This is a genomic window from Rhizobium hidalgonense, assembly GCF_002914525.1.
Lineage (GTDB): Bacteria > Pseudomonadota > Alphaproteobacteria > Rhizobiales > Rhizobiaceae > Rhizobium > Rhizobium hidalgonense.
Window position 1 is genome coordinate 1 of sequence record NZ_LODW01000033.1, and the last position, 21580, is coordinate 21580.

Genomic DNA, 21580 nt, shown 5'->3' on the forward strand with positions numbered 1-21580 from the left:
GGTCTCGCTGGAGCGGGCCAATGGCGCACCGCTGAGATTGCCTGTTATCGCAGGCAATGACGGCCTGACCCGCTATACCGGCAAGCCGGTGATCTTCGGCATCCGCCCCGAGGCGCTGACCGATCCCGACGGCGCCGACCGCAAGGCGCGGTCGCTGACCGAAGGCGACTGCCTGATCGAAGTGGTCGAACCGGCCGGCTCCGACACCTTCGCCGTCACCAAGCTCGGCGGCAAATCCGTCGTCGCCCGCCTGCGCGCCGATACCGGTATCGCTCCCGGACAAAGCACACGCCTTGCCTTCAATCTCGACAAGGCCGTGTTCTTCGATCCCGAAAGCCAGGTGCGGATTGCGTGACGGCCCGGTGCTGATATGAGCAATTCCCCAGACATCGTCATCATCGGTTCGGGCGTCGGCGGCTCCACGGTCGCCGCCGGCCTGGCAGCGACGGGCGCTGAGATCTTGATCCTCGAAGCCGGCGATCATATCGCCGATCTTCCCGTCAATCGTGATCAGCGCGCGATCTTCCAGCGGGGGCATTTTCGCCCGAGGGAAACCTGGTACGAGGCAGACGGCAAGGGCTTTAATCCCGGCAATTATTACAATGTCGGCGGCAATTCGAAATTCTACGGCGCCGTCTTGTCGCGCTACCGCAAAGAGGATTTCGGCGTCATCCGGCATCGCGAAGGCGTGTCACCGGCCTGGCCGTTTCCCTATGAGGAACTGGAGCCGTGGTACTCGAAGGCGGAGCAGATGTATCAGGTTCGCGGCAGCCTGGGCGAAGATCCGACCGAACCATACCACTCGACTGATTACGCCTACCCGCCCGTGCCCGACGAGGCGCCGATCGCCGATATCAGGGCGCGTCTCAAGCAGAAAGGCCTGCATCCGTCTTCGTTGCCGCTTGGGCTCGACCTTGACGCCTGGCTCTCCAAGGCACGCACACCATGGGATGCGCATCCGAACGCACGGGACGGCAAGATGGACGCCGAGACCGCGGCGCTTATGCTGGCGCTGAAGCACGTAAACGTGCGGCTCGAAACCAATGCGCGTGTGACGAGGCTCGACACGGGGGCGGGGAACCGGATCGACCAGGTCACCTATGTCAAGAACGGGCAGACGCTGACGGTTTCGCCTGAGATTGTCATCCTTTCGGCAGGCGCCGTACAGTCGTCGGTGCTTCTGCTGCGCTCGAAAAACGACCGCTTTCCAAAGGGCCTGGCGAATTCCTCCGATCAGGTGGGCCGCAATTTCATGAACCACAATGCCTCCGCCGTCATCGGCGTCTCTCCACGGTTCAGGAACACCGCCGTCTATCAGAAGACCTTTGCCTTCAACGACTTCTATCTCTCGGACGGGGAGGGTGGACCGCCGCTCGGCAACGTGCAGCTCCTTGGCCGTATTTCCGAAAAGGTTCTCAAGGGTTCCCTGCCGCAGGCTCCGGAATGGTTGCTGCGTTTCATCACCAATCATGCCATCGACTTCTATGCGATGAGCGAGGACGTGCCCAATCCCGAGAGCCGCGTCATGGTCGATGGAGACCGGATCGTTCTGCAATGGCAGCGAACCAACTGGGATCCGCATCTGGCGCTCGTCGCCAGGCTGAAGGCGATTCTGAAGTCGATCGGATTTCCGATCGTGCTGTCGCGGCCTTTCGACAAGCGCACGCCCTCCCATCAGTGCGGAACGGTCCGCATCGGAAACGACCCCGCGACGGCGCCGCTCGATCCCTACTGCCGTTCCTATGATCACGAGAACCTCTTCGTCGTCGACGCCGGTTTCCTGCCGACGTCGGCCGCGGTCAATCCCGCACTCACCGTCGCCAGCCAGGCGCTGAGGGTCGCGGACCACATCGCATCGAAAGACCTGCAGGCATCAACGGATCCATTGGCGTGCGCCGGACCCAAATAGGACAGTAAGATGACATTCGACTATATCATCACCGGTGCGGGTCCCGCGGGATGCGTCTTGGCAAGCCGGCTGAGTGAGGATCCCGATATCAGCGTCCTCCTGCTTGAAGCGGGCGGTGGCGACTGGAACCCTCTTTTTCACATGCCCGCCGGCTTTGCCAAGATGACCAAGGGCGTGGCCAGCTGGGGATGGCAAACCGTTCCCCAGAAGCACATGAACGGCCGGGTGCTTCGTTATACCCAGGCGAAGGTCATCGGTGGCGGCTCGTCGATCAACGCTCAGCTCTATACGCGCGGAAATGCTGCAGATTATGACCTCTGGGCCAGTGAAGATGGCTGCGAAGGCTGGGACTACCGTTCGATCCTGCCGTATTTTAAGCGCGCCGAGGACAACCAGCGCTTCGCCGACGACTATCACGCTTATGGCGGTCCGCTGGGGGTCTCGATGCCGGCGGCAGCGCTGCCGATCTGCGATGCCTATATCCGCGCAGGGCAGGAGCTCGGCATTCCCTATAATCACGATTTTAATGGCCGCCGGCAGGCGGGCGTCGGATTTTATCAGCTGACGCAGCGCAATCGCCGCCGCTCCTCGGCATCGCTCGCCTATCTCTCGCCGATCAGGGACCGGAAGAACCTGACGGTCCGGACGGGCGCGCGTGTCGCCCGCATCGTGCTGGAAGGAAGCCGTGCCGTCGGCGTCGAGATCGCCACTGCGCATGGCGCGGAGATTGTGCGCGCCGAACGTGAAGTCCTGGTGTCGTCAGGCGCAATCGGATCGCCGAAGCTTCTTCTGCAGTCCGGCATCGGGCCGGCCGATCATCTCAAATCGGTGGGCGTCAAGGTGCTCCACGATCTGCCTGGTGTCGGCGGTAACCTCCAGGATCACCTGGATCTTTTCGTCATCGCCGAATGCACCGGCGATCACACCTATGATGGCGTCGCCAAGCTTCACCGCACGCTTTGGGCCGGCATTCAATATGTCCTGTTCCGCACCGGTCCGGTGGCGTCGTCGCTCTTTGAGACCGGCGGCTTCTGGTATGCCGATCCCGATGCACGCTCTCCCGATATCCAATTCCACCTTGGGCTCGGGTCGGGCATCGAAGCCGGTGTCGAGCGGCTCAAGAATGCGGGCGTGACGCTCAACTCCGCCTATCTGCATCCGCGCTCGCGGGGAACAGTGCGTCTGTCATCGTCCGACCCGGGTGCTGCGCCCATGATCGACCCCAATTACTGGTCGGATCCGCACGACCGAAAAATGTCCATAGAGGGGCTAAAGATCGCCCGCGAGATCATGCAGCAGGCGGCGCTGAAGCCCTATGTGATGGCCGAAAGGCTCCCTGGGCCGAAGGTCATGACCGACGAGCAGCTGTTCGACTACGGCTGCGCCAATGCCAAGACCGACCATCATCCTGTGGGCACCTGCAAGATGGGAACGGGGGCCGATGCGGTTGTCGGGCTGGATCTCAAGGTCCATGGCCTCGAAGGCCTGAGGGTCTGCGATTCCTCCGTCATGCCGCGCGTGCCATCCTGCAATACCAACGCGCCGACGATCATGGTCGGCGAAAAGGGATCGGATCTTATCAGGGGCCTGCCGGCGCTGCCGTCGGCAATCTTCGCCTATGAACGCAACGATACCAGGCCTCGGGCCCGCGCCAAAATCCGCTAGGGAGTAACGACAATGTCTGAAGTGAGAGTTGCAGTGCTTGGTGCCTCGGGGTGGATGGGGAAGATCCACACCATGGCCTATCAGACTTTTCCGCATTTCTTCGGCGTTTCGGACGGAACGGCGCGGATCGTGGCGCTTGTCGATAGCAACCCTGACCAAGCCGAGGATATCAGCAACAGGGCGCCGGGCGCCAGGATCTATCAGGATTGGAAGCTGGCGGTCGCCGATCCCGAGGTAGATCTGATCGATATCTGCCTGCCTGACCATCTGCACTATCCTGTGGCCAAGGCGGCCCTGCTGGCGGGCAAACATGTCTATTGCGAAAAGCCCCTGGCCAACACTGCCGACGAAGCGCGCGAACTGGCCGAGATCGCCAGAGAAAGGGGCGTGATTACCCGTGTCGGACATGCTTTTCCCCGCAATCCGGTCCATGATCTGGCGAAAGACATCATAGAATCCGGCGAAATCGGCGAGATCAAGCTGTTTCGCGGCTGCCAGCATGTCGACATGTATGGTGATCCCACAGCGCCCTTCATGTGGCGCGCCGATGGCAAGCTGGCGCCGACCGGGATCGTCGGCGATACTGGCTCGCACATTTTCAGCTTCATGGATTTCCTGGTCGGTCGCGTCAGTTCCCTGATCGCCGACAATCTCATCGTGACGCCGCGCCGACCCGTCGTCGAGGGCCTTGCCTATGGCGAAGAGGTGAAACTGACAGGCAGCGAGGAATGGGCCGACATTACCAACCCCGACGCCACGAACCTGCTTTGCCGTTTTGCCAACGGCGCCGGCGGCATCGTCGATTTCAGCCGTGTCGCGACCGGCCGCAAGTTCATGCAGACCTACGAAGTCTATGGAACGAAAGGCAGCATCGCCTATACCTATGACGAGATAAACCGGCTGCGCTTCTATTCCAACGACGACCGCACCGGGCGGCGCGGCTTCCGGGAGATCGACGTCGGGCCGGAAAACGCCACCTTCCGGGCGTTCCTTCCCCTGCCGAATTTCGGCATCGGCTACAACGAAAGCAAGATCATCGAGGCGGCCGAGGTGATCCGCTCGATCGTGGCAAACAGGCCGATGTGGCCGACCTTCGATACGGGCCATCACATCTGCCAGATCGTCGATGCATGCATGGAGTCCTCCCGGCTGAAGCGCTGGGTCGACATCCCGCTGGGCTGAACGTCGATGAGCACAGCTGTTCCGCAGGAAATTCTCGACGCACTGACCGATGTCGATATGCCCAAGCTTCCCCCCGAAGCCGGCCCTTCGGAAGCGGTTCGGCTCGCCGGCGTCGAGGTGCCGGTCTATCGCGCCGGTTGCGTCGTCGTCGGATCGGGTGCCGCGGGTCTGCGTGCGGCGGTGGAAATGAAGCGGCGCGGCGACGACGTCGTCATCATGAGCCAAAGCGCCTGGGGTGGAACCTCGGCCTGCTCGGGATCCGATAAGCAGACCCTGCATACCGCCAACACCGCCGACCAGGGCGATAATTACAAGGCGATGGCCCGCGCCATCCGCAGCGGCGGCGCGATGGATGAGGACACCGCCTATGTCGAGGCCGTGGGCTCGTCGCGGATGATGGCGTCGCTGCAGTTCTTAGGGCTGCCGCTGCCACAGGATCCGCTCGGGGGAACGCTGCGATACCAGACCGACCATGACGAGGTCGGCCGCGCCACCAGCTGCGGTCCGCGCACCTCGCGCCTGATGGTCAAGGTACTGGCCGAAGAGGCGATCCGGCTCGCCGTGCCGTTCTACAACCAGGCCACCGCGGTCAAGATCCTGACTGAAGGCGAGGGAGCGGACCGTCACGTCGTCGGGATACTCGCCATGCGCGCCGCCGACCGTACGGAAGAGAATCCGCTGGGCATTGCCTTGTTCGTCAGTGACGTCATCGTGCTTGCAGCCGGCGGACCAGGCGAGCTCTATCGCGACAGCGTCTATCCAAACGGCTGCTTCGGCTCTCTCGGCCTGGCGCTCGAGGCAGGCGTCGAACTCGTCAACCTCACAGAAAGCCAGTTCGGCATCGGAACGCGCAGGGAAGGCTTCCCGTGGAATCTGTCGGGCACCTACGTCCAAGCGATCCCGCATATCTACTCGGTCGATGCCGATGGCGTAGAACACTACTTCCTGGCGCAATATTACCGCAGCACGCAGGAATTGGCCTCGAACGTCTTTCGCAAGGGTTATCAATGGCCATTTCATGCGACCCGCACGCTCGATTTCGGTTCAAGCCTGGTGGATCTCGCCATATCGAGCGAGACAGCCGCCGGGCGGTGTGTCTTCATGGATTTCAATCGCAATCCGCTGCCGGTGCCGGGCGACCTGCCGTTCAGCCTGGAGAGGCTTGATGAAGACGTTCGCCTCTATCTCGGCAAGGCCGGAGCCAGCCAGGACATGCCGATCGATCGGCTGAAGCACATGAACCCGCTCGCGATCGAGCTTTACCGCCGCTACAAGATCGACATTGCCGCCGAGCCGCTGGAATTCGCCGTTAACAACCAGCACATGAATGGCGGCGTCATGGTCGATACCTGGGGCCGCAGCAATCTTGCGGGCTGTTACGCGGTCGGAGAAGCGGCCGGCACACATGGCGTGACGAGGCCCGGTGGCGCGGCGCTCAATGCCGGGCAAGTCTTCGGCACCCGGGTGGCCGAGCATATCAGCGCTAGCGGCAGGGCGAAACAGGCCGCCACGGGCGAGATCTCAGGCGTCGCAGAGACCGGCATCACGGAACTCCTCGCGGTTCTTCGCACCGAGAGCCCGCTGACCGTCAAATCGATCCGCTCAGACGTGCAGGCGCGAATGAGCGAGAAGGCCGGCATCATCTGCGATCAGCAGAGCGTCGGCCAGGCCTTGTTCGACGCGCAAAAGCTTAACGCCGACATTCGCGCCCATGGCGTCGCCTACGGGCGTGCGGCCGAGGCGGTCCGAGGCGTGCAATGGCGGCACATGGCGCTCGCCTCGGAAGCGGTGCTCGGCGCTCTCGATTTCTTCATTCGCAACGGCGGCGGCAGCCGTGGAGCACGGGCGATATGTGACGCCGAAGGCCAATCCCTTCCGCTGGCGAGCGCAGGCCCGTTAGAGGAATATCGCTTCCGCACAGAACGGCAAGCCGATCGGGACGCGCAGATCGTCGTCCGGCTCGAGGGCGATGAGATCAGGCTGGCGACCCGTGCAAACCGCACTTTTGATGAAAGCGCCAGGTCCTTCTTCGAGCGGGATTGGCCGGCCTGGTTGACCGGCCGCATCTATGATCTCGACGCGAATAACTGAGACCTCCACGCGATGGGCAGTCAATCGGGATTGGCAACCGGGGGCGGAACCCGAACGCGCTCGGTGTCGTCGGAGCCTTCGGCGATGGCTTCCTCGCTTCTGCGCACCCGTCTTGGCGGATCTTTTCCTTCGACAGGCTTCGGCGACAACTGGTCGTCGGCCTGGATTTCATCGGTGTTCAGGTAATTCTTGCTCTCGTTCATAGTGGCCATTTCCCTTTGCAAGGAAACGCCCGGCGATATCGCGAGGTTCCCTCGCTCCTATGGGCGTAGCGCCCGGGCCGCGCGGCTCAACCGTCGGTCTGTTCGGGAATGTCGAGTTCGATCATGACAGGCGCGTGGTCGCTCGTATGCTCCCAGCCTCGCGGCTTTCTCCGGACCGTCGCCGATCGTAGCCATGGCGCGACGGCCGGGCTGAGCAGGAAGTGGTCGATCCGCAGCCCCGCGTCACGTTCGAAGCTGTTGCGCCAGTACTTCCAGAACGTATAGATGCGCTCTTCCGGATGGAGGTGCCTGACGGCGTCGGTCCAGCCCTGGCTGACGAGATGGGCATAGGCCTTGCGGACCTCCGGCCTGAAAAGCGCGTCGTCCAGCCAGCGCTCCGGCTTGTAGACGTCGATCTCCGTCGGCATGACGTTGAAGTCGCCGGCCAGGATGGCCGGCACTTCGAGGTCGAGGAGTTCGGCGGCGTAGTCGTGCAGGCGGCGGAACCAGCGAAGCTTGTAGTCGAACTTGACACTGGGGAACGGATTGCCGTTCGGCAGATACAGGCATCCGATCACCATGCCATCGATGACAGCTTCGATATATCGGCTGTGGCTGTCATCGGGATCGCCGGGAAGACCGCGCCGTGTCAGGATCGGTGTCTTGCCCTTCGCCAGGATGGCGACGCCGTTCCAGGACTTCTGTCCGTGCCAGATGGCGCCGTAGCCGGATCGTTCGATCTCCTTTCGCGGAAACTTGGCGTCGTCGGTCTTCAGTTCCTGGAGGCAAACCACATCGGGGGCGTCCTCCTTCAGCCAGCGCAGCAGGATGGCCAGCCGTCCATTGATCCCGTTGACGTTATAGGTCGCGATTTTCACGGGGTTCTCGGACGACCAGGGTGCTCAACGCGTCGCGCCGAAGACGAAGGCGATGCCGGCGACGATCGCAACCGCGGTCAGCGGCTGCCGGCGTATGCGATCTTCGAGTTCCTGGACCAAGCTGCGCGCTTCCGCCTTTGCCAGGCGGGCTGTTCCGGAAGCCAGCTCCGAAGCGGTTTCGACCACTCGGCCGGCTTCTTTCTGAAGCGCGCGTCTTTCTCCGCGATCGACATCGAAGCCTTCGGAGCCGCCGCCGGTTTCGCCGGTCGAGCGCAGGGCTTGGTCAACGAGCGGAAAACCCTCGTCGAGGCTGGTAGGATCGGGCTCCCGCTTCACGCGCTCAGCCGCCTCGACATCGCTGCGCCCGGCCGGAATCGAGGTGTGGGTGGCCGACACTGGGTCGGAGGCCGGGAAGGTGCCCTCGATACCTCTGTCGAGCTCACCCTTTCGAGCCCTTCTTTGCTGCTCTGCCTGCTCTTTTCGCAGGGACTGGACTGCGGGGGATTCGTGGGGGTTTGCCATCGGGGTTTTCCTCTGTTGCTCTTCGACAACCAAAATCGGCGACGAGGAAAGAAGTTCCAGAAAAATCCATCCTCCTTATGCGGTGATGTATTGACGAGAAGGCGAATATCGCCAATGGCTCGCCGCGCAATCCGGTGCCGGCAATAATCGTTCGGACATTTCCTCGCTCATCGCCTCGGCAAGCCGGCGGGGCGGGACCAAAGTCCTGCCTGATCTGGTACCTAGGTCCGGTTGCATTTGGTCGCCGGAACGGCGAAAATTGCCGCGCATCTATAATGCGTAAGAGATGGCGAAGAATGGACGAGGCGATGATACTCTCGAAACGCGATTTCCTGAGATTGGGCGGCAGCGCGGCCGTTGCCCTCGTCGCTGCCGCATCGCCGGCCACATTCAATCTCGACGGCTCCCTTCCTGTTCTGGCAGTAGATCGCGCTGAGGCCAAGGACGGCAATAACGGTAACAGTGGCGGCAACGGCAACGGGGGAGGAAATGGCAACGGCGGCGGTAGCGGCAACGGCGGCGGTAACGGCAACGGCGGCGGTAACGGCAACGGGGGAGGGAGCGGCAACGGGGGAGGGAGCGGCAACGGCAATAGTGGTGGCAACGGCAATAGCGGCTCGGGGAACAGCGGCGGTGGAAGTTCCAACAATGGTGGCCGATCCTCTTCCTCTGCCACGGGGACCTCGCAAGGATCGGCGGCACGAGCGACCGCAGCGTCCGATGGTTCGATCGACGTCCGCCACGCGAACGGCATTACCGAAACCCTGCGGCGCGGCCGCTACGTGATGAAGGACGGAAAAGGCCGGACGATCATAAGCCGGGAAGCGACGGCAAACGATGCCCGCCGGCTGGGCCGCTACCTTCGCTGAGGCCGCCAAGCGGGTGCGATGCTGACAATTTCTGATCTAGTGTTGTTCGCGCCATTGCAGAGCCGCTTCAGTTCTGTTCGAGACGCCGAGCTTGCTCAGAATCTGTGTCATATGATGCTTCACCGTCTTTTCCTGCAGATTGAGACGCAAGCCGATATGCTTGTTTGACAAGCCCTGGGCGACCAGATCCATCACCTCGCGTTCCCGCGGCGTCAGACTGTTCTTGTCGGGGGCGGAGCCGCCATTCAGCGAATTCTCCATGACCTTCGTCGACATGGTCGGCGAGATGTAGCGTGAGCCACTCAGCACCGTCTGGATCGCTTCAGCGAGACCACGCGAACCGACACCTTTGAGAACATAGCCCATTGCGCCCCGTTGCAGGGCTGCCATCAGCGTGTCCACCTCCTCGGATACCGTCAACATCAGCACTTTCGTTGCCGGGCTCAGTGTCAGCACGTCGCTGATCGCCGACAGCCCGCCGCCGGGCATAGAAACATCGAGGAGCATGATGTCGGGACGGTTGGTCGACGCGATCATTGCCGCATCATCGCTGCTGGCGCCTTCGCCAACGACGGCAAAGCCTGTGATTTCCGACAGGCTGCGCGTTACGCCTTCGCGAAAAAGCGGGTGGTCGTCCACAACGCCGATGGTGATGGATGTCATCTTTAATCTCCCACTTCCATAGGCTCGAAGGTCATGGTCACCGTGGTCCCTCCTTCACCTGTCTTGACGTCGAAGGAACCTCCGAGGCTGTCGATACGCTCGCGAAGCCCCACCAGGCCGAGGCTCGTCGGCCTCACCTCGATCGGGTCGAAGCCATCGCCGCGGTCGCTGACCTCGACATGAACGTGACCATCCTGCGAGACGGCTTTTACCGTCTGCTGAATACCGCCGCCGTGGCGATAGGCGTTGTTCAAGGCTTCCTGAACGAAGCGATAAATACAGATCTTTACGGCAGGCGCGGGTTCGGGTCCATCATCGTCGATAACTGTTTCGACATGGGTTTCGGTTTTGCGCTGATGCGCCTCGACCACCCGGGTTACGATCTCGGTAATCGAAGATTTCTCGATCTGCGGCAGTACCAGTCCGCTGCAGATACTACGGATCTCGGTCATCGCTTCGGCAAGGCTCGAGCGTATCCACGCGAGTTCCTTTTCGCGCGTTTCAGGCGGGGTCGACGCATTGATCAATAGATCGCTGTCCAGCCGCAGTGAGGCATAGGCAATGTGCTGGGCCGGGCCGTCGTGCAGATCGGCGCCGATGCTGCGCAGGTATGTTTCGTTCAGCGCCGCCACGCGCTGGGAGGCCCGCTGCAGCCGCCGCTGCAGCGCGCGGTTTTCCGCGAGCAGCGCGGACAGGTCGCTGACCCGTTCTTTGAGATCCTTCCGTTGCGCTTCGATCGTGCGGCTGACCCGAAACACCAAGACGGCGAGAATAAGGAAAAAGATGGCTGTCAAAGCCGCGACGGCGGCCCAGCTCTGGAGCCTGGCATGCGCCAGACTGTCGCTCAACCCTTCTGCCGACTCGTAAAATTCAATGACGGCGACCGCCTGTCCGGACCATGGCTGGAGTACAGGATTGTAGATTTCCATCAGCGGCTTGCCGAGTGCGCGCTCTTTGCCGCTTTCAGGATCGTCGGCGATTTCATAGCGCGAAACGAGAGATCCTGCGAAGGCTTTTTGGAGCTTGTCGTTGACCGCAAATGTCCTGCCGACCAGCGCCTTTTCGTTGGAGTAGAGAATGGTGCCGTCGCTTCGCCACAGCCTGAACGAAACAAGCCGCCTGCCGAGTGCGCCCTGACCAAGCGTTTCGTCCAGAGCCTGTGCGGTGCCTTCGTCGAGGAATGATGCCGTCTGCATGTCGGGAAGCAGCGGCGCGACCACGCTGTCGACATAGAGCGCCGTCGCAGCACCGGAATTGTGGATGACCGCCTCCTCTATGAGATGGGTAACGAGAAGCCCCACGAGGAACATGGCGGCAATCGAGATCAATCCACCCGCGATGAAGAACTGGGAGGCGAGTGAGCGGGCATTCCAGCGGCGAAGCCAATTCATTGTGATACCAGTAAGAGACTTGCCGCCTAACCTATCGCTTCCTCGAAATTTTTCCAGACAGCATCAGGGCAGATCTCTGGTATCAAAGATTTCGGCGCCTCTTATGCTTTTCGTCAATTGGAGCGTATCGCCTGACATGGCTGCACCGAAAATATAGAGAAGAGCAGCCAGAACGACGACAAGGGCGATGACGGACAGGTTGCAGGCGTCATTGACACGGGATCTGTTAGTCTGAGCCATATCGGGATCTCCTTCACCCCTTCGAAACGACGCGATGGGACGCGCGTTCCACCGCCGGGACTTCGGTCTGACGGGCCTGGGACCTAGGTCCGACCCCCGTGGACCTCAGCGGATTCAGGCATATTTCAGCACTGAATGGCTCGAGGGTTTGGAGATTTTCCAGTGACGATTTCTGCCAACATCGAAAACGGCGCCCACGCCGCATTCGCCCCGCCTCCGTTCGAGGAAAGTGTTGCGGAGCTTTACCAGTCCCTCCTCGTGCCGATCCTCTTTGCGCCCTATGCGGCGGAGATGGCAATCCTTGCCGACCGGTCGAAACCAGGCAGCGTTCTCGAGCTCGCGGCAGGGACGGGCGCCTTGACACGCGCTCTGCGCACGACGCTTGATCCACCGACGGAGATCGTTGCCACCGACCTCAGCCAGGCGATGATCGATATCGGCGCGCCATCGGTGACGCTGTCGCGGACACACTGGATGCACGCCGATGCGCAAAATCTCCCATTCGCCCCCGAAATGTTCGATCTCGTCATCTGCCAGTTCGGCGCAATGTTTTTTCCGGATAAAGTAAAAGCCTATAGCGAGGCTGAAAGAGTATTACGCGGCAAAGGCCGCTTTCTGTTCTCGACGTGGGATTCACTCTCAGTCAACGACTTCGCGCGATGTGTGGACGAATGTCTGGCAGGCATCTTCCCCTCCGATCCGCCGGATTTTCTCAGGCGCTTACCATACTCCTACTTCGATCCCGGTCCGATCAAAGCACAGATGTCATCGGCGGGATTTAAGGCAGTGACCTGCGATCGGCTCGAATTGATATCAGCCGCGGCTACCGCGCAAGACGTGGCAAGCGCCTTTTGCCAAGGCACGCCACTGCGGGGGGAGATCGAATGGCGGGCGCCGGAACGCATGTCCGAGATTGTCGACGAGGTGGCCGAGCGAGTGGAAGCGCGGCACGGAGCTTCTCCCAGCGGCAGCATGAGCGCGTTGGTCGTCGCCGGCCGCGCTGCGTAATCGCCTTCAGCGATGGCCGGTGTGCCAATTACAGGGTTGCTGCAAATGAAATGGTTCAAAAAGGTCTGCCTGGGGCTATGACGGCTCGCCGGCCTTCTGCTCGTTCGCGTAAGTAGATTCGTGTATGGCGCGGATGACGTGTTTTTCGATCTCGAAACAGGTCTCGTCATGTTCCTGCACCAGCTTCGAACTGACCCGTCGCCTTTGAACAGCGTCACGTGCCTCGACGGCCATCTGATAGGCCTCGAAGAGCTCGAGCTGCCACGGGTCGCGCGCTTCCATGATCAGCTTCCGCATCTCCGGCAGCCGCATCGCCAGGCGTCTGCGCCCCGCCTCCCTGCGGTTGGATCGCGCCATTTCCGTCAGTCTCCTCCTAAGCCCGGACCGATAAGACCTTCCTATCCGAAAATAGCGCCGGCAACCGACATTGACATGGATTTAGGACCAAAGGCCGGGATCGATCGGACTGAGGTCCGGGGCGTGGAACGACCCCGCTGCTAACTGGTTGGTTTGGCAGCGGTCACCAGGGCCGCTTCAAAACAGAAGGAGGAAAACATGCTCTCCAAACTTATCGTCGGCGCGGCAACTGCCGTGACCCTTATGTCCGGCATCGCATTCGCTCAATCGTCGACCGTCAACGGCGCGGCCGGTGGCGCGGTGACCGGAGCGATCGTCGGTGGTCCCGTGGGTGCCGCCGTCGGCGGCGTTGCCGGCGCAGTCGTCGGTACAGCGATCGATCCGCCGCCGCAGAAGGTCGTCACCTATGTCCGCGAGGCTCCGGCCCCATCGGCGCGCGTGGTCGTGAAAGAGAAGATTGTCGTCGGCCAGCCTTTGCCGGAGACCGTCGTCGTGACGCCTATTCCGGATGACCCGACCTATGCCTACGCGGTGGTCAATGATCAACGCATCATCGTCGAACCGTCATCCCGCAAGGTGATCCAGGTTATCAAGTAACCTGATCCCCCCTTCGCGGCCCCTGCCGGGCCACGGCTTAATCCGGAAATCATCGTTCAGAACAGCCGCACGACGGACGGCGATGTCGTCGTGCGGCCTAAGCAGAGAGACCGTCATGAGGCGGCGTCATCGCCGAGCGTGAGGAGAGGAACATGATCCATTCAGAAGTGAAATCCGTTGGTCTGGCCGTGCCGCCGATCGCAATCCCTATCGCCGGCATTCTCGCCATGCTCGCCGCGACCGACGGGGGAGAAAACCGCGCTGGCGGACACGTCTCCATTCCGCAGCCTCAACAGCAGGGGACGGGAAGATGAACGCCGTCGCATCCGTCGCCTTTGGCATCGTCAGTTCGGTCGGGGCCTGCATCGCTGCTGCGTCCGTTGCCTCCCATGTTGTGGCTGATTCAGAACCTCATGCCTTCCAGGACCTTGCCGCGCCCGACCTATGGACGGCGCACCCCGTGAAAGTCGACGCTCGGCGGCAAAGTTACGAACGGATTGCGCCTCTCTATTCCAGCTACGTCACCGAGGCGCCGGCCGTGATGACGGCACGGGCGAAGCCGGAGCCCGCCAATCCTTCAGCCGCAGCTCAGGCGCCGCAGCCGAAATTGTCGCCCGAGCACCTTGCCTGGTGCGCGCAGCATTATCGTTCCTTCGATCCGGTGGCAAACAGCTATCGATCTTATAGCGGCGAGATCCGCGCCTGCACTTCGCCGTTCCAGCAAAATCTCGCCGAGACCGGTGAAGGCGTCGGCCCGGAGGTAAGTACACAGGCGGCTAGCTGGTGCGCTGCTCGTTACAGGTCGTATCGACCGGAAGATAATAGCTATCAACCATGGGACGGGCCGCGGCGCAGCTGCGACGTACCGGTCGTCATTGCCAGGAATAATTGATTGGAGCCGGTGCCTGCTGCTGCGCTGCGTGGCAGTCAGACTAAAGTCCGTATTACAAACGCTGGGGTTGTGATACCCGGTAGTATTGGGTCGGAGATCAGGGATGGCGACGACACTGGTGACGGAAATTCAACGGGCGCAGACGAGACTCCGGTTCTTGAGCAGGGCCGAGCGGGGAGCCCTTATCATACGCATCCTGCACGAGCTGAAGACGCATCGGCAGGAGGTGCTCGGCAATGTGCCGGCAGAGCGCTGCATGTGGATCGACAGGCTCATCGCATCCGTTTCCTCGACGATAGCGGAAATCGCCAATATGCAGGACGTCGAGTTCAATCGTGTCCTGACTGAATTCGAAAAGCTTATGGCGACGCTCCAGACCATCTCGCATCCGGAGACGTCGGCGAAGACTGTTCACTGAGCAGAGATCGCCTGCGACCTTGTCCAGCTGCGCGGCGTCATCAGGTCACTGCGCCGACTGCCTCAGCGGAAACCGTCACCCCGCAAGAGCGTTCTCCTTCCATGACCGAAGCGAAAACCCACGCTGACCACGACGAGGCGCCGCCCGGCGACGACGACGCCAAGCCCGGCGCCGATATTGCTTTCCCTTACGACCGGATGACCGTCGAGCAGTTCCGAAGGCGTTTCCCGCGCGCCCGCTGGAGCGATGCCCGCAAAGCCTGGTTCGTTCCTGGCAGAACGGCCTCCCGTCGCATCGGGCGATGGCTTGCCGAGCTGGAGGCGGAAGCCGACGCCCATGCGGATGCGAAGGGACGCGACGCCTTCGCCTTCGATCCGATCGACAGTCCGTATCTTGAACTCGGCAAGGCAGGCTTTCGAATCCGCACGCCCTATTCGAAGACCGTCGTCGACCAGCTGCACGAAGTGCCATTCTCACGCTGGGACGGCGACCTCAGGATATGGCACGTTCCCTTCCGATCCTATGAAGACCTCAGACGCCAATGGCCCGACATCGAAGCGGCCGCCCGCAGAAACGAGCCGGAGGAGAGACGGCGCCGGGCCGAAGAGCGCAAGGGGAGCGAAGAGGACATCCGCAGCAAGCGCCGCTCCGCAGAACGAAAGCGCCGTCGTTACCCGCTTCTCAGCCACGACTTGCCGCCGATCGGGCGGCCGGTGGCCACCGCCTATGGTATCGTCGTCTTTACCGAAATATCAGGCGAACTGGTCGCCCCGGATGTCGTAGCCGACGCCTATCCTGATGTGACCGAAGATCACGTCTGGGGATATTGGCGGCTGCCGACGCTCGAAGAACTCGTCCGCACCTGGCCTGTGAAGATGTCTCCAGATGGGGACGCAGCGTGGTGGCTGCCGACGATCGAGGAACTGAGGCCCGCTCGCCGGACGGCCAAATCGCGCGAAGCCAGGAGGCAGGCCAGGATGTCGTGACCGGGGCACTCTTGCCCAGTGGAACAAGTTGCGCCGCCAGCCATTTGTCGTCCATGAAAAAAGCCCTGCCGATGTCGCTGCTCGCTCTCTCCATTTCCGTTGGCGGCGCCGCCGCGCGGGAACTTAAACCTGACATCATCAACGCAGCTTCGATCGCCTCCATTGGGACAGAAAAGTCTGCGCCCGCAGATCCGGATCCGGCAGTCGTCCGCCTTCAGGTCCTGCTGGACCGTGCCGGCGCATCGCCTGGCGTCATCGACGGGCTCGCCGGCGAGAACGTCAACAAGGCGGTGGCCGGTTTCGAAGCTATGAATAAGCTTCCCGTCGATGGCAGGGTGGATCCGGACGTTGCCTCTCGCCTGGAAGGCAATACTACTCCTGTCGTCGAGAGCTACGTCGTCTCGGCAGAGGACGCCAAGGGTCTCGTCGACGAGATCCCCGAAGACTATGGCGAGAAGGCAAAGATGCAGAGCCTGGGATATACCAGCGTTGCGGAAAAACTATCGGAGCGCTTCCACATGGGTATCGATCTTGTCAACGCGCTCAACCCGGCTTCGAAATTTGCTCCCGGCGATACGGTGTGGGTGGTGAGCCCCGGCGTCCCGAGGCAAGGCAAGGTCAAGCGGATAGAGGCCGATCGGAAGGCGGGGCAGGTGCTGGCCTATGCCGGGGACGGAGCGCTGCTTGCCGTCTATCCCGCGACGATCGGCAGCGAAGACAATCCGGCGCCGTCGGGCAAGCACAAGGTCAAGGGCGTCGCGAGGATGCCGGTCTACCGCTATGACCCGAAGCTCAACTTCAAGCAGGGAAAGAACGACAAGGTCCTGACCATTCCGAAAGGACCGAATGGCCCGGTTGGCACCGTCTGGATCGACCTGACCGAGCCAACCTATGGAATACACGGGACACCGGAGCCGAAACTCATCGACAAGGTTGGCTCGCATGGCTGCGTGCGGCTGACCAACTGGGACGCCGAAGAATTGGCCGGCATGGTAAAGCCAGGTGTCCTGGTGGATTTCGTCAATCGAAGTTCAGCCACGCCGAAGTGAGACGCAGCACCTTGCAGTGCTGCCATCTTCCCCGCGGTCCCAACGATTACGACGCCTTAGCCTCAAAAGCGGGGGCGAAATCACCCAGCGATTTCGCCTTGAGGATCATCCCCTCGATGTCCTGCTCGACGATTGCCTCCAGATCGGCGAAGCCGTCGATGACATAGTAGATCGGCTGAAGAATATCGATGCGATAGGGGGTTCTGAGCACGCTCATGAGATCGAAGGGCCGAAACTCGCAGGCCTTGCCTTCCATTGCCGCTTTCGCTTCGCTTGGCGAGGAGACGATACCCGCGCCGAAGCAGCGCCGGCCCTCAGGCGTGTTGATCAGGCCGAATTCGACGGTGAACCAGAAGACCCGGAACAGATGCCAGGAATAGCCCTTGCCGAGGCGGACGGCCGCCTCGCCGAAATGCCGGACAAAATTGGCATAGCTCTGGTTGGTCAGCAGCGGGCAGTGGCCGAAGACCTCGTGGAACAGGTCCGGTTCCTCGATATAGTCGATATGTTCGCGGCGGCGCAGGAAGGTGGCGAGCGGGAATTTGCCTTGCGACAGAAGTTCATAAAAGCGCGAGGGCGGGATGAGCGCCGGCACGCCCTCGACGCCGAAGCCGGTGGTCTCGTTCAGGCGCCTATTGACGTCGAGAAGCTGCGGCACCTTCTCCGGCTTGAGCCCCAGCATTTTGACGCCGTCCAGATATTCGCGGCAGGCCGTATCGGCCAGGATCTTCATCTGACGCCGGTAGAGTTCGCCCCAGATCGCGTCTTCATCGGCGGTATAGTCATAGAGGCCGTCGGCTCCGGGCAGTTTGGCGGTGTAGCTGCTTTCCTTGGTCATATGCTGATCCTCGCAGGCGCATGACGATATTCCTACCATTATCCTCCAGCATTGGAGGATTTTCTTTTCTTTCGTGCTGGTCATTGCCATAATGGTGGCAAATGTTCCCGAAAATGGCGCCAAAAATGAAAGAAGCTGGGAATTTCCGCCGCACCCTTCTGAAGCTCGTCCAAGCAGACGGCAGTCTGTCGCTGGCGGATCTCGCAGAAAAGGCCGGCATGTCGCAGAGTTCGGCCTGGCGGAAGATCCAGGAGCTGGAAGCCGACGGCGTCATCCGCAAGCGTGTGACCTTGCTCGATCCCGGCAAACTCGATCTCAAGCTCTGCGTGATCGCGCATGTCACGCTGGAGGATCACCATGAAGAGGCGGTCGCCTCTTTTGCGTCGGTGGTGCTGGAGCGACCGGAGATTATGGAGTGCTACGCCTTGTCGGGAGCCTTCGACTACATGCTGAAGATCCGGGCGAGGGACGTCGAAAGCTACGAGGTCTTCATGACCCGCTACCTGCTGCGCAACCCGCATGTGCGCACTGTGGTCTCGAGCTTCGTGCTGCGCGAGCTGAAATTCTCGACCGAACTGCCGATCTGACACGTCTCGCCAAGGTGGTCACCGATTGGTGACGGCGAGACGCAAGGGGATGCCGTCAAACTTATCGGGTGCTGTCTCCATGCCGGCTACCCGGCATATGCACCGGAAAGCCTTCGAATGTCTTCAGCGTATCGAGCACGATCGACGTCTTTACGTGCTGGACCGACTCGTGCGGCAACAAAACGTCGTTGACGAATTTTGAGAGGTCGGCGAGCCCGCGGGTCGCCACCGTCAGGTGATAGTCCATTTCACCTGTGAGTGCATAGGCTTCGAGAACTTCCGGCAGGCCGTTGATCAACTGGGAAAATCTGCGGGCATTGTCCCTGTTGTGGGTAGCAAGCGTCACGGAGATGACCACGAGCATATCGAGCCCCAGCTTTTCCCGATCGAGGTGGGCCCGGTAGCTGCGAATAAATCCTTCGGCCTCCAGCCGCGTGCGCCGGCGTGAGCATTGCGACGGTGAAAGCGCAATCCGCTCCCCCAGATCGTTATTGGTCAACCGGCCGTCTTTTTGCAGTTCCTGCAGCAGGCGCAAATCCAATTTATCGAGCGGCTCATCCATTGCGTAAAACTCCAATAACACTCACAGATCGTGCATAATATCTTCTTATGACACAGAGAATGCAAGGATTTTGCGCGCGTTTTGGACCACAATTTGCACAGTCGAAGTCCGACCTTCTCAGGAGGAGAAAATGGGTCCTTTCCCGCATGATGCACCGCCATCCGAAATCACCGCCGACAATCCGGCCGGTACCGATGGCTTCGAATTCGTCGAGTTCGCTCATCCCGAACCAGAAAAGCTCAGCGAACTTTTCACGCGCATGGGCTATGTCGCCGTCGCCAGGCACAAGACCAAAGACATCACCGTCTGGCGCCAGGGCGACATCAACTACGTCGTGAATGCCGAGCCCGGCAGCCACGCAGCCCGCTTCGTGGAGCAACATGGCCCTTGCGCCGCATCGATGGCCTGGCGTGTCGTCGACGCCAAACACGCCTTCGACCATGCGGTGTCGAAAGGTGCTGTTCCCTATGAAGGCGACGACAAGATGCTCGACGTCCCTGCCATTACAGGCATTGGCGGTTCGCTGCTCTATTTCGTCGAGACCTATGGCGCCAAGGGATCGGCTTACGATGCCGAGTTCGATTGGCTGGGCGAGCGCAACCCGCGCCCTGAAGGGATCGGCTTTTATTATCTCGACCATCTCACCCACAACGTCTTCCGCGGCAACATGGACAAGTGGTGGGATTTCTACCGCAACCTGTTCAATTTCAAGCAGATCCACTTCTTCGATATTGACGGGCGGATCACAGGCCTTGTCAGCCGCGCCATCACCTCGCCCTGCGGCAAGATCCGCATTCCACTGAATGAATCGAAGGACGACACAAGCCAGATCGAGGAATATCTGAAGAAGTACCGGGGCGAGGGCATCCAGCACATCGCCGTCGGCACAGAGGACATTTACGGGGCCACCGACCGGCTTGCCGACAATGGGCTGCGCTTCATGCCGGGTCCGCCGGAGACCTATTACGACATGTCCTATGAACGTGTGAACGGCCATAGCGAACCGGTCGATCGCATGAAGAAACACGGCATCCTCATTGACGGCGAAGGCGTGGTGAATGGCGGCATGACGAAAATCCTGCTGCAGATATTCTCCAAGACCGTCATCGGCCCGATCTTCTTCGAATTCATCCAGCGCAAGGGCGACGAAGGGTTCGGTGAAGGCAACTTCCGGGCGCTCTTCGAATCGATCGAGGCCGATCAGATTAAGCGTGGTGTCATCGGGACTGCGGCGGAGTAAACTCCAGGCGCGGCGCTTGTGAGCTTTGGGAGGAATTGAGCATGGACCAGACATCGATCCAGCCTGCCGACGCGGAAGCCGCGGCGGCAAACATACTGAAATACATGCCGGGCTTCGGCAACGACTTCGAGACGGAGTCGCTGCCCGGCGCCCTGCCGCAGGGCCAGAACAGCCCGCAGAAATGCAATTACGGCCTTTATGCCGAGCAGCTTTCCGGCTCGCCCTTCACCGCGCCGCGCGGCACGAATGAACGATCCTGGCTGTATCGCATTCGCCCGAGCGTGCGTCACACCCGCCGCTTCTCGAACGCTTCCTATCCGCTCTGGAAAACCGCGCCTTGCCTGGACGAACATTCGCTGCCTCTCGGTCAGCTCCGCTGGGACCCGATCCCCGCGCCTGAGGAGAGGCTCACCTTTCTGCAAGGGGTGCGGACGATCACCACGGCGGGCGATGCCGCGACCCAGGTCGGTATGTCGGCCCATGCCTATGTCTTCAACGAGGACATGATCGACGATTATTTCTTCAATGCCGATGGCGAATTGCTGATCGTACCGCAGCTCGGCGCCATCAGAGTGTTCACCGAAATGGGCATCATGGATGTCGAACCGCTGGAAATCTGCCTCATCCCCCGCGGCATGATGTTCAAGATTATGAAGGGCGACGAGCAGACGGTCTGGCGTGGCTATATCTGCGAGAACTACGGCGCCAAATTCACGCTGCCGGACCGCGGGCCGATCGGCGCCAATTGCCTGGCAAACCCGCGCGACTTCAAGACGCCTGTCGCCGCTTTCGAGGATAAGGAAACGCCTTGCCGCGTCCATGTGAAATGGTGCGGCAAATTCTATGTCACCGATATCGGCCACTCGCCGCTGGATGTGGTGGCCTGGCACGGCAACTACGCACCCTACAAATACGATTTGCGGACGTTTTCGCCTGTGGGCGCCATCAGCTTCGATCATCCCGATCCGTCGATCTTCTCGGTGCTGACGGCGCCGACCGAAGATGCCGGCACGGCGAATGTCGACTTCGTGATCTTTCCGCCGCGCTGGCTGGTCGCCGACCACACGTTCCGTCCGCCCTGGTATCACCGCAACATCATGAGCGAGTTCATGGGCCTGATCCATGGCCAGTATGACGCCAAGGAGGAGGGCTTCGTGCCTGGCGGCATGAGCCTGCACAACATGATGCTGCCGCATGGGCCGGATGCGCTCGCCTTCGAAAAGGCATCCAATGCCGAGCTCAAGCCGGTGAAGCTCGATCATACCATGGCCTTCATGTTCGAGACCCGTTACCCGCAGCAACTGACGAAATATGCAGCCGAGCTCGAAACGCTGCAGGAGGATTACCTGGAATGCTGGGACGGCCTGGAGCGCAAATTCGACGGAACCCCCGGCATAAAATGAGCACCGGCCCAACACCCTCTGAAAGGCCAC

25 protein-coding genes are annotated in these 21580 nt (G+C 61.1%); 16 read left to right on the plus strand and 9 right to left on the minus strand.

Going from position 1 to position 21580, the window contains the following annotated elements; all coding sequences use genetic code 11:
• The 5 genes from ATY29_RS02555 to ATY29_RS02575 form a co-directional block, all read left to right on the plus strand.
• Positions 1-355: TOBE domain-containing protein (locus ATY29_RS02555; protein ID WP_133118176.1), on the plus strand; the 355-nt coding region annotated here is incomplete at its 5' end.
• A gap of 15 nt (positions 356-370) precedes the next feature.
• Positions 371-1909: a GMC oxidoreductase gene (locus ATY29_RS02560; RefSeq protein WP_097534962.1), complete on the plus strand. Its 1539-nt coding sequence runs from the start codon at positions 371-373 to the stop codon at positions 1907-1909.
• A gap of 9 nt (positions 1910-1918) precedes the next feature.
• Positions 1919-3574, plus strand: a complete 1656-nt coding sequence (locus ATY29_RS02565) for a GMC family oxidoreductase (RefSeq protein WP_003573728.1) — start codon at positions 1919-1921, stop codon at positions 3572-3574.
• A gap of 12 nt (positions 3575-3586) precedes the next feature.
• Positions 3587-4756 (plus strand): Gfo/Idh/MocA family protein, encoded by a 1170-nt coding sequence (locus tag ATY29_RS02570; RefSeq protein ID WP_097534965.1) that lies wholly within the window; start codon positions 3587-3589, stop codon positions 4754-4756.
• A 6-nt stretch (positions 4757-4762) separates the two neighbouring features.
• The gene (locus ATY29_RS02575) at positions 4763-6847 is read left to right on the plus strand and encodes an FAD-dependent oxidoreductase (protein ID WP_097534967.1); all 2085 of its coding nucleotides are present in this window, start codon (positions 4763-4765) and stop codon (positions 6845-6847) included.
• A 20-nt stretch (positions 6848-6867) separates the two neighbouring features.
• Here the strand turns inward: ATY29_RS02575 and ATY29_RS02580 are convergent, their stop codons facing one another.
• The 3 genes from ATY29_RS02580 to ATY29_RS02590 all read right to left on the minus strand — a co-directional run bounded on the left by ATY29_RS02580 (position 6868) and on the right by ATY29_RS02590 (position 8450).
• Entirely contained in the window at positions 6868-7050 is a 183-nt protein-coding gene (locus ATY29_RS02580) for a hypothetical protein (RefSeq protein WP_003573724.1), read from the minus strand.
• Between the two features lie 86 nt (positions 7051-7136).
• Positions 7137-7928 (minus strand): exodeoxyribonuclease III, encoded by a 792-nt coding sequence (xth, locus tag ATY29_RS02585; RefSeq protein WP_003573723.1) that lies wholly within the window; start codon positions 7926-7928, stop codon positions 7137-7139.
• 24 nt (positions 7929-7952) lie between these two features.
• Positions 7953-8450 carry a hypothetical protein gene (locus ATY29_RS02590; protein WP_097534969.1) on the minus strand — a complete coding sequence of 166 codons (498 nt, stop codon included), beginning with the start codon at positions 8448-8450 and terminating at the stop codon, positions 7953-7955.
• 308 nt (positions 8451-8758) lie between these two features.
• Between ATY29_RS02590 and ATY29_RS02595 the strand changes: the two genes are divergently transcribed.
• Positions 8759-9319: a hypothetical protein gene (locus ATY29_RS02595; RefSeq protein WP_097535208.1), complete on the plus strand. Its 561-nt coding sequence runs from the start codon at positions 8759-8761 to the stop codon at positions 9317-9319.
• A gap of 36 nt (positions 9320-9355) precedes the next feature.
• Here ATY29_RS02595 and ATY29_RS02600 read toward each other — a convergent pair whose 3' ends face one another.
• The 3 genes from ATY29_RS02600 to ATY29_RS36675 all read right to left on the minus strand — a co-directional run bounded on the left by ATY29_RS02600 (position 9356) and on the right by ATY29_RS36675 (position 11613).
• Entirely contained in the window at positions 9356-9982 is a 627-nt protein-coding gene (locus ATY29_RS02600) for a LuxR C-terminal-related transcriptional regulator (protein ID WP_003573720.1), read from the minus strand.
• 2 nt (positions 9983-9984) lie between these two features.
• The gene (locus ATY29_RS02605; RefSeq protein WP_097534971.1) at positions 9985-11373 is read right to left on the minus strand and encodes a sensor histidine kinase; all 1389 of its coding nucleotides are present in this window, start codon (positions 11371-11373) and stop codon (positions 9985-9987) included.
• A 63-nt stretch (positions 11374-11436) separates the two neighbouring features.
• Entirely contained in the window at positions 11437-11613 is a 177-nt protein-coding gene (locus ATY29_RS36675) for a hypothetical protein (protein WP_003573718.1), read from the minus strand.
• Between the two features lie 162 nt (positions 11614-11775).
• Between ATY29_RS36675 and ATY29_RS02610 the strand changes: the two genes are divergently transcribed.
• Positions 11776-12621 carry a class I SAM-dependent methyltransferase gene (locus ATY29_RS02610; RefSeq protein WP_003573717.1) on the plus strand — a complete coding sequence of 282 codons (846 nt, stop codon included), beginning with the start codon at positions 11776-11778 and terminating at the stop codon, positions 12619-12621.
• A gap of 75 nt (positions 12622-12696) precedes the next feature.
• On the opposite strand, the gene ATY29_RS02615 is transcribed toward ATY29_RS02610, so the two are convergent.
• The gene (locus ATY29_RS02615) at positions 12697-12978 is read right to left on the minus strand and encodes a hypothetical protein (protein WP_003573715.1); all 282 of its coding nucleotides are present in this window, start codon (positions 12976-12978) and stop codon (positions 12697-12699) included.
• Between the two features lie 198 nt (positions 12979-13176).
• On the opposite strand from ATY29_RS02615, the gene ATY29_RS02620 reads away from it, so the two are divergent.
• From ATY29_RS02620 to ATY29_RS02640, 6 genes are all read left to right on the plus strand, one after another.
• Positions 13177-13575: a DUF1236 domain-containing protein gene (locus ATY29_RS02620; protein ID WP_003573714.1), complete on the plus strand. Its 399-nt coding sequence runs from the start codon at positions 13177-13179 to the stop codon at positions 13573-13575.
• Between the two features lie 152 nt (positions 13576-13727).
• Positions 13728-13889 carry a hypothetical protein gene (locus ATY29_RS36680; RefSeq protein WP_003573713.1) on the plus strand — a complete coding sequence of 54 codons (162 nt, stop codon included), beginning with the start codon at positions 13728-13730 and terminating at the stop codon, positions 13887-13889.
• On the plus strand, positions 13886-14467 hold the full coding sequence (locus ATY29_RS02625) for a BA14K family protein (RefSeq protein ID WP_097534973.1): 582 nt from the start codon (positions 13886-13888) through the stop codon (positions 14465-14467). The genes ATY29_RS36680 and ATY29_RS02625 overlap by 4 nt, the downstream gene beginning before the upstream one ends.
• 103 nt (positions 14468-14570) lie before the next feature.
• Entirely contained in the window at positions 14571-14885 is a 315-nt protein-coding gene (locus tag ATY29_RS02630; RefSeq protein WP_097534975.1) for a hypothetical protein, read from the plus strand.
• Positions 14886-14986: 101 nt separating this feature from the next.
• Positions 14987-15871 (plus strand): hypothetical protein, encoded by an 885-nt coding sequence (locus ATY29_RS02635; RefSeq protein WP_097534977.1) that lies wholly within the window; start codon positions 14987-14989, stop codon positions 15869-15871.
• A gap of 44 nt (positions 15872-15915) precedes the next feature.
• Positions 15916-16920 carry a L,D-transpeptidase family protein gene (locus tag ATY29_RS02640; RefSeq protein WP_193550344.1) on the plus strand — a complete coding sequence of 335 codons (1005 nt, stop codon included), beginning with the start codon at positions 15916-15918 and terminating at the stop codon, positions 16918-16920.
• A gap of 46 nt (positions 16921-16966) precedes the next feature.
• On the opposite strand, the gene ATY29_RS02645 is transcribed toward ATY29_RS02640, so the two are convergent.
• The gene (locus tag ATY29_RS02645) at positions 16967-17758 is read right to left on the minus strand and encodes a phenylalanine 4-monooxygenase (RefSeq protein WP_003573708.1); all 792 of its coding nucleotides are present in this window, start codon (positions 17756-17758) and stop codon (positions 16967-16969) included.
• A gap of 125 nt (positions 17759-17883) precedes the next feature.
• Here ATY29_RS02645 and ATY29_RS02650 point away from each other — a divergent pair, with 125 nt between their 5' ends.
• Positions 17884-18345, plus strand: a complete 462-nt coding sequence (locus ATY29_RS02650; protein WP_025415945.1) for an Lrp/AsnC family transcriptional regulator — start codon at positions 17884-17886, stop codon at positions 18343-18345.
• 61 nt (positions 18346-18406) lie between these two features.
• Here the strand turns inward: ATY29_RS02650 and ATY29_RS02655 are convergent, their stop codons facing one another.
• Complete coding sequence (locus tag ATY29_RS02655; RefSeq protein ID WP_003573706.1) at positions 18407-18907, minus strand: Lrp/AsnC family transcriptional regulator; 501 nt, start codon at positions 18905-18907, stop codon at positions 18407-18409.
• A 130-nt stretch (positions 18908-19037) separates the two neighbouring features.
• On the opposite strand from ATY29_RS02655, the gene hppD reads away from it, so the two are divergent.
• Together hppD and hmgA are read left to right on the plus strand one after the other, a co-directional pair.
• Positions 19038-20147: a 4-hydroxyphenylpyruvate dioxygenase gene (gene hppD, locus ATY29_RS02660; RefSeq protein ID WP_003573705.1), complete on the plus strand. Its 1110-nt coding sequence runs from the start codon at positions 19038-19040 to the stop codon at positions 20145-20147.
• 41 nt (positions 20148-20188) lie between these two features.
• A complete protein-coding gene (gene hmgA, locus ATY29_RS02665; RefSeq protein ID WP_097534981.1) occupies positions 20189-21550 on the plus strand; it encodes a homogentisate 1,2-dioxygenase in 1362 nt (453 codons plus the stop codon).
• Positions 21551-21580: the final 30 nt, after the last annotated feature.

Excerpts from the sequence above, each read along its gene's own strand:
- ATY29_RS02565 (WP_003573728.1), top strand. The coding sequence starts at position 1,919 with ATGACATTCGACTATATCATCACCGGTGCGGGTCCCGCGGGATGCGTC.
- ATY29_RS02595 (WP_097535208.1), top strand. The coding sequence starts at position 8,759 with ATGATACTCTCGAAACGCGATTTCCTGAGATTGGGCGGCAGCGCGGCC.
- ATY29_RS02600 (WP_003573720.1), bottom strand. The coding sequence starts at position 9,982 with ATGACATCCATCACCATCGGCGTTGTGGACGACCACCCGCTTTTTCGC.
- ATY29_RS02560 (WP_097534962.1), top strand. The coding sequence starts at position 371 with ATGAGCAATTCCCCAGACATCGTCATCATCGGTTCGGGCGTCGGCGGC.
- ATY29_RS02635 (WP_097534977.1), top strand. The coding sequence starts at position 14,987 with ATGACCGAAGCGAAAACCCACGCTGACCACGACGAGGCGCCGCCCGGC.
- hmgA (WP_097534981.1), top strand. The coding sequence starts at position 20,189 with ATGGACCAGACATCGATCCAGCCTGCCGACGCGGAAGCCGCGGCGGCA.
- ATY29_RS02590 (WP_097534969.1), bottom strand. The coding sequence starts at position 8,450 with ATGGCAAACCCCCACGAATCCCCCGCAGTCCAGTCCCTGCGAAAAGAG.
- ATY29_RS02615 (WP_003573715.1), bottom strand. The coding sequence starts at position 12,978 with ATGGCGCGATCCAACCGCAGGGAGGCGGGGCGCAGACGCCTGGCGATG.
- ATY29_RS02620 (WP_003573714.1), top strand. The coding sequence starts at position 13,177 with ATGCTCTCCAAACTTATCGTCGGCGCGGCAACTGCCGTGACCCTTATG.
- ATY29_RS02625 (WP_097534973.1), top strand. The coding sequence starts at position 13,886 with ATGAACGCCGTCGCATCCGTCGCCTTTGGCATCGTCAGTTCGGTCGGG.
- ATY29_RS02570 (WP_097534965.1), top strand. The coding sequence starts at position 3,587 with ATGTCTGAAGTGAGAGTTGCAGTGCTTGGTGCCTCGGGGTGGATGGGG.
- ATY29_RS02575 (WP_097534967.1), top strand. The coding sequence starts at position 4,763 with ATGAGCACAGCTGTTCCGCAGGAAATTCTCGACGCACTGACCGATGTC.
- ATY29_RS02645 (WP_003573708.1), bottom strand. The coding sequence starts at position 17,758 with ATGACCAAGGAAAGCAGCTACACCGCCAAACTGCCCGGAGCCGACGGC.
- ATY29_RS02605 (WP_097534971.1), bottom strand. The coding sequence starts at position 11,373 with ATGAATTGGCTTCGCCGCTGGAATGCCCGCTCACTCGCCTCCCAGTTC.
- ATY29_RS02630 (WP_097534975.1), top strand. The coding sequence starts at position 14,571 with ATGGCGACGACACTGGTGACGGAAATTCAACGGGCGCAGACGAGACTC.
- ATY29_RS02580 (WP_003573724.1), bottom strand. The coding sequence starts at position 7,050 with ATGAACGAGAGCAAGAATTACCTGAACACCGATGAAATCCAGGCCGAC.
- ATY29_RS02650 (WP_025415945.1), top strand. The coding sequence starts at position 17,884 with ATGAAAGAAGCTGGGAATTTCCGCCGCACCCTTCTGAAGCTCGTCCAA.
- hppD (WP_003573705.1), top strand. The coding sequence starts at position 19,038 with ATGGGTCCTTTCCCGCATGATGCACCGCCATCCGAAATCACCGCCGAC.
- ATY29_RS02655 (WP_003573706.1), bottom strand. The coding sequence starts at position 18,907 with ATGGATGAGCCGCTCGATAAATTGGATTTGCGCCTGCTGCAGGAACTG.
- ATY29_RS36675 (WP_003573718.1), bottom strand. The coding sequence starts at position 11,613 with ATGGCTCAGACTAACAGATCCCGTGTCAATGACGCCTGCAACCTGTCC.
- ATY29_RS36680 (WP_003573713.1), top strand. The coding sequence starts at position 13,728 with ATGATCCATTCAGAAGTGAAATCCGTTGGTCTGGCCGTGCCGCCGATC.